10 protein-coding genes are annotated in these 13020 nt (G+C 66.3%); 2 read left to right on the top strand and 8 right to left on the bottom strand.

Features of this window, described 5'->3' with window-relative positions; translation table 11 throughout:
- Nucleotides 1-76: 76 nt before the first annotated feature.
- From FBY20_RS10515 to FBY20_RS10490, 6 genes are all read right to left on the bottom strand, one after another.
- Complete coding sequence (locus FBY20_RS10515) at nucleotides 77-1309, bottom strand: MFS transporter (protein ID WP_142051974.1); 1233 nt, start codon at nucleotides 1307-1309, stop codon at nucleotides 77-79.
- A 132-nt stretch (nucleotides 1310-1441) separates the two neighbouring features.
- Nucleotides 1442-3466, bottom strand: coding sequence for an acetyl/propionyl/methylcrotonyl-CoA carboxylase subunit alpha (locus FBY20_RS10510; protein ID WP_142051971.1), 2025 nt, complete (start codon nucleotides 3464-3466; stop codon nucleotides 1442-1444).
- Between the two features lie 73 nt (nucleotides 3467-3539).
- Complete coding sequence (locus tag FBY20_RS10505) at nucleotides 3540-5147, bottom strand: carboxyl transferase domain-containing protein (RefSeq protein WP_056327727.1); 1608 nt, start codon at nucleotides 5145-5147, stop codon at nucleotides 3540-3542.
- Nucleotides 5148-5376: 229 nt separating this feature from the next.
- Nucleotides 5377-6558: an acetyl-CoA C-acetyltransferase gene (locus FBY20_RS10500; protein ID WP_062839373.1), complete on the bottom strand. Its 1182-nt coding sequence runs from the start codon at nucleotides 6556-6558 to the stop codon at nucleotides 5377-5379.
- A gap of 35 nt (nucleotides 6559-6593) precedes the next feature.
- Nucleotides 6594-8474, bottom strand: coding sequence for a bifunctional isocitrate dehydrogenase kinase/phosphatase (gene aceK, locus FBY20_RS10495; RefSeq protein ID WP_142051969.1), 1881 nt, complete (start codon nucleotides 8472-8474; stop codon nucleotides 6594-6596).
- 22 nt (nucleotides 8475-8496) lie between these two features.
- The gene (locus FBY20_RS10490; RefSeq protein WP_142051966.1) at nucleotides 8497-9675 is read right to left on the bottom strand and encodes an isovaleryl-CoA dehydrogenase; all 1179 of its coding nucleotides are present in this window, start codon (nucleotides 9673-9675) and stop codon (nucleotides 8497-8499) included.
- A gap of 247 nt (nucleotides 9676-9922) precedes the next feature.
- Between FBY20_RS10490 and FBY20_RS10485 the strand changes: the two genes are divergently transcribed.
- The gene (locus FBY20_RS10485; RefSeq protein WP_082578974.1) at nucleotides 9923-11098 is read left to right on the top strand and encodes a M20 aminoacylase family protein; all 1176 of its coding nucleotides are present in this window, start codon (nucleotides 9923-9925) and stop codon (nucleotides 11096-11098) included.
- Nucleotides 11099-11156: 58 nt separating this feature from the next.
- A complete protein-coding gene (locus tag FBY20_RS10480; protein WP_142051964.1) occupies nucleotides 11157-12128 on the top strand; it encodes a tripartite tricarboxylate transporter substrate binding protein in 972 nt (323 codons plus the stop codon).
- Between the two features lie 155 nt (nucleotides 12129-12283).
- Here FBY20_RS10480 and FBY20_RS10475 read toward each other — a convergent pair whose 3' ends face one another.
- Both FBY20_RS10475 and FBY20_RS10470 read right to left on the bottom strand, forming a co-directional pair.
- Nucleotides 12284-12616, bottom strand: a complete 333-nt coding sequence (locus tag FBY20_RS10475; RefSeq protein WP_062839377.1) for a YnfA family protein — start codon at nucleotides 12614-12616, stop codon at nucleotides 12284-12286.
- Between the two features lie 5 nt (nucleotides 12617-12621).
- Nucleotides 12622-13002: a MerR family DNA-binding transcriptional regulator gene (locus FBY20_RS10470; protein WP_056327734.1), complete on the bottom strand. Its 381-nt coding sequence runs from the start codon at nucleotides 13000-13002 to the stop codon at nucleotides 12622-12624.
- Between the last annotated feature and the right edge of the window lie 18 nt (nucleotides 13003-13020).

Raw genomic sequence — 13020 nt, 5'->3', positions numbered from 1 at the left:
AAGCCTGATCGAAACAACTATCAGGCTTCTAACGCCTCAAACACAAAAATACTGACACTCCCCACCGCCGCGAATCTCAGCCCTGCGCCACCTCATTCCCATTCAACGTCCGAAGCCGCCTCAGTTCCGGGAACCACCGCATCCACAACGCTGCGACCGCAATCGTCCCCACCCCGCCAATCACCACAGCGGGCACCGCGCCGAACAACTGCGCGGTGAGCCCAGACTCAAATTCCCCAAGCTGGTTCGACGCACCGACAAACAAGGTGTTCACCGCGCTGACCCGCCCCAGCATGTGATCGGGCGTATTTAACTGCACCAGCGATGACCGCACGACAACGCTGACCGCGTCCGCTGCGCCCAGCACGACCAGCGCTGCAATCGACACCGGAATCGAGGTCGACAGCCCGAACACCGTGGTCGCCAGGCCGAATAGGATCAGCGAGCCGAACAGCAGCCGACCAACGTTCTCACCCAGGCTCAAACGCGCCAGCGTCAACGACATCAACGCCGCACCGCAAGCCGGCGCGGCGCGCAATGCACCAAGCGCCCAAGGCCCAGCATTGAGAATGTCCTTCGCAAAGATCGGCAGCAGCGCAGTCGCCCCGCCCAGCAGCACCGCAAAGAGATCCAGTGACAGCGTGCCCAGCAGCAACCGTCGCTGGAAGATAAAGGTGATGCCGCCGAACAGCGCGCGCCAGGTGGTTGGTTCCTTGCGCGGCGGCGCGCGTTCGATGACGAGGGTGGCGATGGCGATGAAGGCCGTCAAATACAACGCGGCGGCGACGCAGTAGATCCACCCTGCCCCGAGGCTGTAGCCGACGCCGCCCAGCGCGGGGCCGGCGATCTGCGCGATCTGGCCGCCGGATGAGGACAGCGCGGTGGCGCGTGGGAGCCATTCGCGCGGGACGACGGCGGGGATGAGCGTGGAGAGCGTCGGCGCTTCGAAGGCGCGGGCCGAGCTCATGATGATGATGGTGGCGTAGATGAGCGTCTTGCCGCCGACGCCGTGCAGCGCGGCGATGGCGAGGACCAGCGTGGCCAACGCTTCCAGCGCCATGCAGAGGGCGACGATCTTGCGGCGGTCGTAGCGGTCGGCGACGTGGCCGACGACGAGCGTGAGTGCGGCCATGGGCAGGAATTGGGCAAGGCCGATGAGGCCCAGGTCTAGCGCACTGCCGGACAGCGCGTAGATCTGCCAGCCCACGGCGACGGAGACGATCTGGAACGCCAGTGACGCGGCGACGCGGCCGCAGAGGAAATGCAGGAACGGCGGACTGGAAAGCGGACTGGGCGTGTCGGCGGACATGGTGGGCGTGGCGTGGGGGAAGAGCCGATTCTAGGCGCGGGGCGCTGACGGATAGCTAAACCGGCGTGCCCCCAAATACAAAGCGGCTCCGAGCGAAACCGCCGGGAGCCGCCAGCCAAACCCAAATCGCTGTTATTCGATCGACACCAGCTCGGCGCCTTCGGTCACCTGATCCCCCACCCCGTAGAACACCTCGCCCACGGTACCGTCTGCGGTGGCAGAAATGGTGTGCTCCATCTTCATCGCTTCCATCACAAGCAGCGGCTGGCCCTTCTCGACCTTGTCGCCGGCCTTGACCGAGATCGAGATGATCTTGCCTGGCATGGGCGCGGCCAGGCCCGCGCCGTGTTCACCTTGCGTGTCCTGCGAGTGCGTCAGCGCGTCATACAGCTCCAGGACGTGCGAGCCGTCTTCACGGAAGACGTAGGCGCGGTCGCCGTGCAGAACGACCGTGCCGGCGCTCTCGTGGCCTTGCAGCGTGATGCGCAGGCCGTAGGCCAGGTTGGGATTGGCGCTGGCGTGCGAGCGCCACAGGAAGGGGCGCGCGCCGTCGCCGGTGTCCAGCGTCCACGCGCCGCCCTGACGGGCGACGGTGACGTGACGGGCTTCGCCGTTGTCGGTCCATTGCAGTTGGCGCCGATACTGGCCGCCCAGACGCCAGCCGTCGCGCGCGTCCCACGGGTCGGCGGGGCCTTTGCCTGCGCCTTGCGCGCCCGGTTGAGCAAGTCCTTGGCGAACCAGCACGGCGGCGGTGGCAAGGGCCAGCACGTCGGCATCAGCGGGTTGCGGGTCGGGCAGCAGCGTGGCGCGTTGGCGTTCGATGAGGCCGGTGTCCAGATCAGCGGCCGCGAAGGCGCTGTCCTTCATCAGGCGCGACAGGAACGCGACGTTGGTCTGCACGCCGACAGCCTGCGTCTGCGCCAAGGCTTGCAGCATGCGCGCGCGGGCCTGGTCGCGGTCGGCGCCGTGCACGATGAGCTTGGCGATCATCGGGTCGTAGAACGGGGTGATGGTGTCGCCCATGCGCACGCCGCCGTCGACGCGGATGTCGCCGTTGGCAAAGGCGGTGTGCGGCGGCAGGCTCAGGTAGGCAAGCGTGCCGATGGACGGCAGAAAGCCCTTCTCGGGGTTCTCGGCGTAGATGCGGGCCTCGATGGCGTGGCCGTTGATGCGCAGGTCTTCCTGGCGTGCGGGCAGCGGCTGGCCGGCGGCGACGCGCAGTTGCCATTCGACGAGGTCGTGGCCGGTGATCATTTCGGTGACCGGATGCTCGACCTGCAGGCGCGTGTTCATTTCCATGAAGTAGAAGCGGCCGTCGGGCTCGGCGATGAATTCCACCGTGCCTGCGCCCACGTAGCCGACGGCGCGCGCGGCGGCGACGGCGGCTTCGCCCATGGCGCGGCGGCGTTCTTCGGTCATGCCGGGGGCGGGCGCTTCTTCGATGACTTTCTGGTGGCGGCGCTGCACGGAGCAGTCGCGCTCGAAGAGGTAGACGCAGTTGCCGTGCGTGTCGGCGAACACCTGGATTTCGATGTGGCGCGGCTTTTGCAGGTAGCGTTCGATCAGTACGCGGTCATCGCCGAAGCTGGAGGCGGCTTCGCGCTGGCACGAGGCCAGTGCGTCCAGGAACGCGCCAGACGATTCGACGATGCGCATGCCCTTGCCGCCGCCGCCCGCGCTGGCCTTGATGAGCACGGGATAGCCGATGCCGTCGGCCTGCGATTTGAGGAACTGCGGATCCTGGTTGTCGCCGTGGTAGCCGGGCACGAGCGGCACGCCGGCTTTTTCCATGAGGGTCTTGGCGGCGGACTTGCTGCCCATGGCGGCGATGGCCGATGCCGGCGGGCCGACGAAGGCGATGCCGACGTCCTGCGCGGCCTGGGCGAAGGCTTCGTTTTCCGACAGGAAGCCGTAGCCGGGGTGGATGGCGCCGGCGCCGGTATCGCGCGCGGCTTGCAGGATGGCGTCGGCGCGCAGGTAGCTGGCGCGCGGCTCGGAGCCGCCGATGTAGACGGCCTGGTCGCACGCGGCGACGTGGCGGGCGTTGGCGTCCGCGTCGGAATAGACGGCGACGGTGCGCAGTCCCATGCGGCGCGCGGTGGCGGCGACGCGGCAGGCGATTTCGCCGCGGTTGGCAATCAGCACAGTATCGAACATTGCGTTATCCAAGCTGAAGTGTTCGGAAGGGGCGCGAAGCGCGTAGAAGTGGGGTTCGGTCTAAGCGTGCGACCTACATTCGGAACACGCCGAACTTGGTGTCTTCGATGGGCGCGTTCAACGCCGCAGACAACGCCAGTCCCAACACGCGGCGCGTGTCGGCGGGCGCGATGATGCCGTCGTCCCACAATCTTGCGGTGGCGTAGTACGGATGGCCTTCGCGCTCGTACTGTTCGCGGATCGGGGCCTTGAACGCATTTTCTTCGTCCGCCGACCATTGCCCGCCGCGCGCTTCGATGCCGTCGCGCTTCACAGTCGCCAGCACGCTGGCGGCCTGCTCGCCGCCCATGACCGAGATGCGGGCGTTGGGCCACATGAAGAGCATGCGCGGGGAATAGGCGCGGCCGCACATGCCGTAGTTGCCGGCGCCGAACGAGCCGCCGATCAGCACGGTGAACTTGGGCACGTTGGCGGTGGCGACGGCCGTCACCATCTTGGCGCCGTGGCGCGCGATGCCTTCGTTTTCGTATTTGCGGCCGACCATGAAGCCGGTGATGTTCTGCAGGAACACCAGCGGGATCTTGCGCTGCGCGCACAGTTCGATGAAGTGCGCGCCCTTCTGTGCGGACTCGGAGAACAGGATGCCGTTGTTGGCGACGATGCCGACGGGCATGCCGTGGATGTGCGCAAAGCCGGTGACCAGCGTGGGGCCGAAGCGGGCCTTGAACTCGTCGAACTCGGAGCCGTCGACGATGCGCGCGATGACTTCGCGCACGTCGTAGGGCTTGCGGGTGTCGGCGGGAATGATGCCGTTCAGTTCGCTGGGATCGAAGCGCGGTTCGCGCACGGGGATGGTGGCCAGCGGCTGCGGCTTCTTGCGGTTCAGGCGCGCAACGGCGTTGCGCGCCAGTTGCAGCGCGTGCATGTCGTTGGCGGCCAGGTGGTCGACCACGCCCGACAGGCGCGTGTGCACGTCGCCGCCGCCCAGGTCTTCGGCGCTGACTTCTTCGCCGGTGGCGGCTTTGACCAGCGGCGGGCCGCCCAGGAAGATGGTGCCCTGGTTGCGCACGATGATGGACTCGTCGCTCATGGCGGGCACGTACGCGCCGCCGGCGGTGCAAGAGCCCATCACCACGGCGATCTGCGCGATGCCCTGCGCCGACATCTGCGCCTGGTTGTAGAAGATGCGGCCGAAGTGTTCGCGGTCGGGAAAGACCTCGTCCTGCTGCGGCAGGTTGGCGCCGCCCGAGTCCACCAGATACACGCACGGCAGATGGTTCTGCGCGGCGATCTCCTGCGCGCGCAGGTGCTTTTTGACGGTCATCGGATAGTAGGTGCCGCCCTTGACCGTTGCGTCGTTGCAGACGATGACGCATTCGGTGCCGGACACGCGGCCGATGCCGGTGATGACACCCGCGCCGGGCGCGTCGCCGTCGTACATGCCATGCGCCGCCATCGGCGACAGTTCCAGGAACGGGGTGCCCGGATCGATCAGGTTCTCCACACGGTCGCGCGGCAAGAGCTTGCCGCGCGCGGTGTGCTTGGCGCGGGCGGATTCGCTGCCGCCCAGGGCCGTCTGCGCCAGCTGCTGGTTCAGATCGTCCAGTTGCGCCTGCATGGCGCTGGCGTTGTCGATGTAGTCCTGCGACCGCGGATTGATGCGGGATTCGATGATGGGCATGGGGTACCACCCGTCCTGCTTGATTGGAATTTGAAGGCGCTCGAAAAAGAGCGGGTTGTCTCGCTGCCCGGTGGGCCGGGCATTCTTGTCGATTTGGAAAATCAGGATTTCGTTGCGCCTTTCCTGCCTGGCCCGCGACCGACCCGTCGCGGTGATTGCCCTGCCAGAAAGGCGCAGCGGAATCCTGCTTGAGGAACGGACAAAGCCCGCGCCCCAAGCAGGCAGACGCTTAGACCATTTCGATGGCCATCGCGACGGCTTCGCCGCCGCCGATGCACAGCGTGGCCACGCCGCGCTTGCCGCCGGTCTTGCGCAGCGCGCCGATCAGGGTGGCCATCAGGCGGGCGCCCGAAGCGCCGATCGGGTGGCCCAGCGCGGTGGCGCCGCCGTGGATGTTGACCTTGTCATGCGGAAGCTTGAAGTCGGTCATGGCGGCCATGGTGACCACCGCGAAGGCTTCGTTGATCTCGTACAGGTCCACGTCCTCGGCCGTCCAGCCGGTCTTCTTGAACAGGTTCTTCAGCGCGCCGACGGGGGCGGTGGTGAACCAGTTGGGTTCCTGCGAATGCTGCGAGTGCGCGACGATGCGGGCCAGCGGTTTGACGCCGAGCTTTTCGGCGGTGGACGCGCGCATCAGCACCATGGCGGCGGCGCCGTCGGAGATCGACGACGAGTTCGCGGCGGTGACGGTGCCGTCTTTTTTGAAGGCGGGCTTGAGGGTCGGGATCTTTTCCGGCATGGCCTTGGTGGGCGCTTCGTCGGTGTCGATCACGGTGTCGCCCTTGCGGCCGGCGACGGTGACGGGGGCGATTTCCCACTTGAAGCTGCCGTCTTCCGACGCAGCGCGCGCGCGGCGCAGCGATTCCAGCGAGAATTCGTCCTGCTGTTCGCGCGTGAACGAATACTTGGAGGCGCAGTCTTCGGCGAAGACGCCCATGGCCTTGCCCTTGTCGTAGGCGTCTTCCAGGCCGTCCAGCGCCATGTGGTCGTACACGGTGTTGTGGCCATAGCGGTAGCCCTGGCGGCCCTTGAGCAGCAGGTACGGCGCGTTGCTCATGCTTTCCTGGCCGCCGGCCACGACGATTTCGGCGCTGCCCGAAGCCAGCAGGTCATGGCCGAACATCGCGGCCTTCAGGCCCGAGCCGCAGACCTTGTGAATGGTGGTGCACGCCACGCCCAGCGGCAGGCCGGCGCCCAGCGCGGCCTGGCGGGCGGGCGCCTGGCCTTGGCCGGCTTGCAGCACGTTGCCCATGATGACTTCGTCGACCTGCTCCGGCTTGATGCCGGCGCGTTCGACCGCGGCCTTGATGGCGACCGAGCCCAGCTCGTGCGCGGCCAGGCCGGACAGGCTGCCCAGCATGCCGCCCATGGGCGTGCGGGCGACGGAAACGATGACGATGGGATCTGACATGACTTGCTCCTGTGAGGGTCGGGACAGCGATTGGGTTACAACACCGCGTGGCCGTTTGAAGGGCGGTCTGAACGCAGGCGTCTGTCCTTATCGTAAGGGAAAAATTCTTCGATCCGGCCTTGCGCCACGTGGGCGCGGCAGGCCTGCCACCAGTCCGGTTCCAGGAGGTCGGCATGGTGACGCATGAAGGCGCCGCGCACCCGCGCATCGCCCAGCAGGAAGCGGCCGAATTCCTCGGGGAAGACGTCGTTCGGACCGATGGCGTACCAGGGTTCGGCGGCCATCTCCGCTTCTTCATTCGGGGCCGGCGGGATGCGCCGGAAGTTCATTTCGGTCATGCGCTGGATTTCGTCGTAGTCATAAAAGACGACCCGGCCCAGGCGCGTGACGCCGAAATTCTTGTAAAGCATGTCGCCGGGGAAGATATTGGCTGCGGCCAGTTGCCGGATGGCGTCCCCGTATTCGCGTACCGCGTGGTCCAGCAGCGCGTCCGGCGCCTGCTGCAGGTACAGGTTCAACGGCGTCATCCGGCGTTCGATGTAGACGTGGCGGATGACGACGGTGTCGGCGGTTTCCTCGATAAGGCTGGGCACCAGCCGGCGCAGTTCATTGAGCAGCGCGGGCGCAAAGCGGGCGCGCGGCAGGGCCACCTGGGAATATTCCCAGGTGTCGGCCATGCGGCCGACGCGATCGTGCAGCTTGACCATCTGGTACTTGCGCCGCACGGTGGCGTGGTCCATGCCGTCCTTGTCGATGCGGTCCTTGATGAGCTTGAACACGTACGGGTAGGACGGCAGCGTGAACACGCACATCACCATGCCCTTGATGCCGGGGGCGATGTCGAACGCGTCGCGCGAATGCGCCAGGTGGTGCAGGAAGTCGCGGTAGAACAGCGTCTTGCCCTGCTTTTGCAGGCCGATCATGGTGTAGAGCTCGGCCTTGGGCTTGCGCGGCAAGAGGCTCGACAGGAAGTTGACCACGGCAGCGGGCGTTTCCATGTCCACCAGGAAATACGCGCGGGTAAAACTGAACAGCGTGCTCAGGTCGTCCGCGCCCAAGAGCAGCGCGTCCAGCGTCACCTGTCCCGCCGGATTGCGCGTCAGCGCGATGGCAAAGGGATAGACGGTGGTCTGGTTGATCAGGCGGCCGACGATGTAGGCGCCCTTGTTGCGAAAGAAAAGCGACCCCAGCGCGTGAACCTGGCAGTCGGTGGCGATGCGCCGGCCGACGTGGCGCGGCAGTACGGTGCGCAGCTTGGAGACGGCCGCGCGCGCCAGCAATCGCGTGTCGCGCGGCAGGTCTTCGAAGGGCAGCGCCAGGCCGAAGTCGGCCACCATGCGGATCAGGCTTTTTTCCAGGCCGTCGGTCACCGGGTAATACACGCGGTAGGACGGGATGCTGCTGTCCAGGTAATCAGTGGCGACGGCCGGCCGGACGAACAGGAAATCGTTGTGGAAGTAGTCGCGGTGCAGCAGCCGGCACGACACCGAGTTGAAGAAGGTCTCGGCGCACTCGGGCTGGCGGTGTTCGCCCAAGAGGCCCACGAATTCCTGCTTGATGTCTTGCCAGTAGGCGGTCTGCGCGTCGGTCAGGGACGGGGCGTCGGCGCCATTGCCGCCACCGTTGCCCGCGCCGTTTCCACCCACCGCGCCTTCCGGCCGCCCGCGCAGCACGCCTTCCAGTTGCGTGGCGCATTCGCGCACACGCATGTCGTAGTACTCGATGCGTTCGCGCGACAGGTGCTGGATGCCGTGCCAGTCGCCGGATTCGAACAGCGCCTTGGCGCGCTGCGCGCTGTAGCGAAACAGCGCGTAGTGCCGGTCAAAGCCCGCCAGGATCAGCCGCGCGACGTCCAGCGGCGAGGGGCCCGGGGCGGGCGCCTGCTCGATGTGCTGGATGTCGGACGTGCGGATCATGGCGCGGGCTGTGGATATGGCGTCAGGCGGTTTCGTTGAAGAGTTCGCGGCCGATCAGCATGCGGCGGATTTCGCTGGTGCCGGCGCCAATCTCGTACAGCTTGGCGTCGCGCCACAGGCGGCCGACCGGGTATTCGTTGATGTAGCCGTTGCCGCCCAGGATCTGCACGCCCTCGCCCGCCATCCACGTGGCCTTTTCGGCGGTGTACAGGATGAGCGCGGCGCAGTCCTTGCGCACCTGGCGCACGTGGTCGGACCCCAGTTTGTCCAGGTTCTTGCCGACCTGATAGCAGAAGGCGCGGCTGGCTTGCAGCGTGGTGTACAGGTCGGCGACCTTGCCCTGGATGAGCTGGAATTCGCCGATGGCCTGGCCGAACTGCTTGCGGTCGTGGATATAGGGCACCACCACGTCCATCACGGCCTGCATGATGCCCAGCGGGCCGCCGGACAGCACGGCGCGTTCGTAGTCCAGGCCGCTCATCAGCACCTTCACGCCGCCGTTGACCTGGCCCAGCACGTTTTCCTCGGGGATTTCGCAGTCCTGGAACACCAGCTCACCGGTGTGGCTGCCGCGCATGCCCAGCTTGTCCAGCTTCTGCGCCACGGAAAAGCCCTTGAAGCCCTTTTCGACCAGGAACGCGGTGATGCCGCGCTGGTGGGCCTCGGGGTCGGTCTTGGCGTAGACGACGAGGGTGTCGGCGTCCGGGCCATTGGTGATCCACATCTTGGTGCCGTTCAGCACGTAGCGCTCGCCCTTCTTGTCGGCGCGCAGCTTCATGCTGACGACGTCCGAGCCCGCGCCCGGCTCGCTCATGGCCAGCGCGCCCACGTGCTCGCCGGAGATGAGCTTGGGCAGGTACTTGGCCTTCTGGGCGGCGGTGCCGTTGCGGTTGATCTGGTTCACGCACAGGTTGGAGTGCGCGCCGTACGACAGGCCGATGGAGGCGCTGGCGCGGGAGATTTCTTCCATGACGACCATGTGGGCCAGGTAACCCATGTTGGCGCCGCCATATTCCTCGTCGGCGGTCATGCCCAGCACGCCAAGGTCACCGAATTTGCGCCACAGGTCCATGGGGAACTGGTCGCTGCGATCGACTTCCGCGGCGCGCGGCGCGATCTCGGCCTGCGCGAAATTGCGTACGGCGTCGCGCAGCATGTCCAGGTCTTCGCCCAGGTCGAAGTTCAGGCCGGGAAGATTCATCAGTGTCTCCGTGATAGTAGGTGCTTACATTCATGGTCCTGCGCGTGCGTGTCTTGGCCGCCGTCGCGGGAGTGATCCATGATGCGCCGTTCGCCCGGCGCCGCGCAATGATGCAGTGCAAATATTACGTTTACGTAAACGTAAATTGGATGAGGGTTATCCCTAGCGTGTTGTAGGCGCGGCGGAAGGGACGATGGGCAATACTTGATGCGACCCTTTAATCCTGAAACATCCGACGGAGTCAGCTGTGCTTGAACTATCCAACCTGGACGACATCGTGGCGCTGCGCCGTGACATCCACATGCACCCGGAGCTTTGCTATGAAGAGCACCGCACGGCCAAGGTGGTGGCCGACACGCTGCGCGGCTGGGGCATCGAAACGCACACGGGCATTGCCAAGACGGGCGTGGTGGGTGTGATCAAGCGGGGCACGTCGGACCGGGCCATCATGCTGCGCGCCGACATGGACGCGCTGCCCATGCAGGAAGAAAACCAGTTCGAACACCGCTCGCGTCACGACGGCAAGATGCACGGATGCGGCCACGACGGCCATACCGCGATGTTGCTGGCTGCAGCGCAGCATTTGCAGACGGCGGGCGGTTTCGACGGCACGGTGTACCTGTGCTTTCAGCCGGCCGAGGAAGGCGGCGCGGGCGGCCGGGCCATGATCCAGGATGGCCTCTTTACGCGGTTTCCGTGCGAGGCGGTCTTCGGCATGCACAACTGGCCGGGCTTGCCGGCCGGTGCCTTCGGTGTCTGTGCCGGCCCGATGATGGCGGCGGCCAATGGCTTCAAGATCACGGTCAAGGGCAAGGGCGGCCATGCTGCCGCGCCGCAGGACTGCAATGATCCGGTGCCGGCGCTCTTTGCCATTGGCCAGTCGCTTCAGACGATCCTGACGCGCAGCAAGCGTCCGCTGGATGCCGCAGTGCTGTCCATCACGCAGGTGCAGGCGGGCGGCAGCGTCATCAACGTGATTCCCAATACCGCGTGGCTCGGCGGGTCGGTGCGCGCCTACAGCACCGACGTGGTCGATTTGATCGAGCGGCGCATGCAGGAGATCGCGCCCAGCATCGCCGCGGCGCATGGTTGCGAGGCCGAGGTGTATTTCGAGCGCCGCTACCCGGCGCTGGTCAACACCGTGGCCGAGACGGAATTCTGCATGGGCGTGATGCGCGAGGTCGTGGGCGAGGACCGCGCGCTGACCATCGAACCGGCGATGGCATCGGAAGACTTTGCCTTCCTGCTGCAGGAAAAGCCGGGGTGCTACGTATTCCTGGGCAACGGCGATGGCGAGCATCGCATGGCGGGCCACGGCCTGGGCCCGTGCATGCTGCACAACGCCAGCTATGACTTCAATGATTCCTTGATTCCGGCGGGGGCGTCGTACTGGGTTCGCCTGGCGCAACGCTACCTTGCCTGATGGGCTTTACCGCAATCCGTTTCACCCACGCAGTGCTACGCAACATCACCAGGACGATATGAAAAAGAAGACGTTGTTCATCAAGGCCGCGGGGGCGGCCCTGGCAATCATGGCAAGCGGCGCGATGGCGCAGACCTGGCCGGCCAAGCCGGTCACCGTGGTCGTGCCGTACACGGCCGGCGGCAGCGCCGATGCGATCGCGCGGCGTCTGGGCGACGCGCTGCGCAAGGAAGCGAACATCACGGTCATTGTTGAGAACAAGCCCGGCGCGGGCGCGTCCGTGGGCACGGACTACGTGGCGCGCGCGCAGCCGGACGGCACCACGCTGCTCTTGGCCTCGACCAGCCCGTTGACCATCTTCCCGCATCTGGCCAAGACCAACTACGACCCGATGAAGGACCTGACGCCGGTGGCTAGCGTGGCCGTCGCGCCGGTGGCCATCGTGGCGACCAAGGCGTTGCCCGTGAAGGATTTCGCGGGACTGGTGGAATACGCCAAGGCGCATCCGGAAGGCGTGCGCTACGGCACGCCCGGCCAGGGCACGGTTGCGCACATCGGCATGGCGGCGGTCACCGCGCAGACGGGGACGAAAATGCTGCACGTACCCTACCGCGGCAACAGCCAGGCGCTGACCGACGGCCTGGGCGGCGTGGTGGAACTGCTGGTGGTCAACAGCGACGTGGTGCTGCCGCACGTGGCCAACGGCGCGCTCAAGCCGCTGGCGGTGATGGCGCCGCAACGTCTGGCCGCGTGGCCCGACGTGCCGACGATGGCCGAGCTGAAGCTGCCGCAGGCGCAGTACTACTCGAACTTCGGCATCTTCGCGCCGGCCAACCTGCCGCCCACGGTGTCGCAGCCCTTGCAGGCCGCGTTGACCAAGGCGGTGGCCAGCGCCGAATTCCAGGAGCTTCTGGCCAAGTCGTTCCTGCAGCCGGGCACGGCGTCGGGCGAGGCGTTTGCCAAGCAGGTGCAGGCCGAGTTCACGAACAACGGGCGCCTCATCAAGGAAGGCAATATCAAGGCGGAGTGATCGGCGGTTTGTGGTGGCACTTCGGCGCGGCGGCGGTCGATCCGCCGCGCGCAGATGCGCCGAGACGCAGCCTACGTCAAAAGACCAGCACCCATGCAAAGCGCGCGGCCCTTTACAGGTACGCGCGCTTTTTCTTGCCCGTTTGGCGGCCCGGATCAGCTCCCGCGCGGCCCGAACATGATCACGAGCATCCCGGCGATGCACAGGCCCACGCCGATCCAGTCGCTGGCGCTGGGCCGCACGCCGTCCACCGCCCACAGCCACAGTAGCGCCATGCCGATGTAGACGCCGCCGTACGCGGCATAGACGCGGCCGGATGCGGTCGGGTGCAGCGTCAGCAGCCAGGCAAACAGCGCCAGACTCAGTGCGGCGGGCGCCAGCAGCCAGATGGAGTGTCCTTTACGCAGCCAAAGGTAAGGCAGGTAGCAGCCGATGATTTCGGCCAGGGCGGTCAGGACGAACAGCCCAAGGGTTTGGAGTGCTGCCATGCGGACTACGGCTTCTGCGCCAGCAGGGCGCGGCACTGGCGCTCCTGTTCGCTGATTTCTTGCAGCGTATCGTCGATGTCGCGGCGCTGTTGCTCCAGCGTGGCGCGGTGCTGCTCCAGCACGGACAGGTATTGGCGCAGCTGGACTTCGGTGTCGCCGGGTCCGTCGTACATGTCGATCAGCGTCAGGATCTCGGACAACTGCAGGCCCAGCCGCTTGCCGCGCAGGGCCAGTTTCAGGCGCGTGCGGTCGCGCGGTCCGAAAATGCGGTTGCGGCCCTCGCGCGCCGGGCTGACGATTCCCTGGTCTTCGTAGAAGCGGATCGTGCGGGGCGTGACGTCGAACTCGCGGGCGAGCTCGGAGATGGTCCAGGTTGACGAGGGCATGCGACGTGTGGCAGTTTA

The sequence above is a fragment of the Achromobacter sp. SLBN-14 genome, assembly GCF_006715415.1.
Taxonomy (GTDB): domain Bacteria; phylum Pseudomonadota; class Gammaproteobacteria; order Burkholderiales; family Burkholderiaceae_B; genus Achromobacter; species Achromobacter mucicolens.
This window is presented reverse-complemented; position numbering and strand designations above follow the sequence as displayed.

Excerpts from the sequence above, each read along its gene's own strand:
- FBY20_RS10515 (WP_142051974.1), bottom strand. The coding sequence starts at position 1,309 with ATGTCCGCCGACACGCCCAGTCCGCTTTCCAGTCCGCCGTTCCTGCAT.
- FBY20_RS10510 (WP_142051971.1), bottom strand. The coding sequence starts at position 3,466 with ATGTTCGATACTGTGCTGATTGCCAACCGCGGCGAAATCGCCTGCCGC.
- FBY20_RS10505 (WP_056327727.1), bottom strand. The coding sequence starts at position 5,147 with ATGCCCATCATCGAATCCCGCATCAATCCGCGGTCGCAGGACTACATC.
- FBY20_RS10500 (WP_062839373.1), bottom strand. The coding sequence starts at position 6,558 with ATGTCAGATCCCATCGTCATCGTTTCCGTCGCCCGCACGCCCATGGGC.
- aceK (WP_142051969.1), bottom strand. The coding sequence starts at position 8,474 with ATGATCCGCACGTCCGACATCCAGCACATCGAGCAGGCGCCCGCCCCG.
- FBY20_RS10490 (WP_142051966.1), bottom strand. The coding sequence starts at position 9,675 with ATGAATCTTCCCGGCCTGAACTTCGACCTGGGCGAAGACCTGGACATG.
- FBY20_RS10480 (WP_142051964.1), top strand. The coding sequence starts at position 11,157 with ATGAAAAAGAAGACGTTGTTCATCAAGGCCGCGGGGGCGGCCCTGGCA.
- FBY20_RS10475 (WP_062839377.1), bottom strand. The coding sequence starts at position 12,616 with ATGGCAGCACTCCAAACCCTTGGGCTGTTCGTCCTGACCGCCCTGGCC.
- FBY20_RS10470 (WP_056327734.1), bottom strand. The coding sequence starts at position 13,002 with ATGCCCTCGTCAACCTGGACCATCTCCGAGCTCGCCCGCGAGTTCGAC.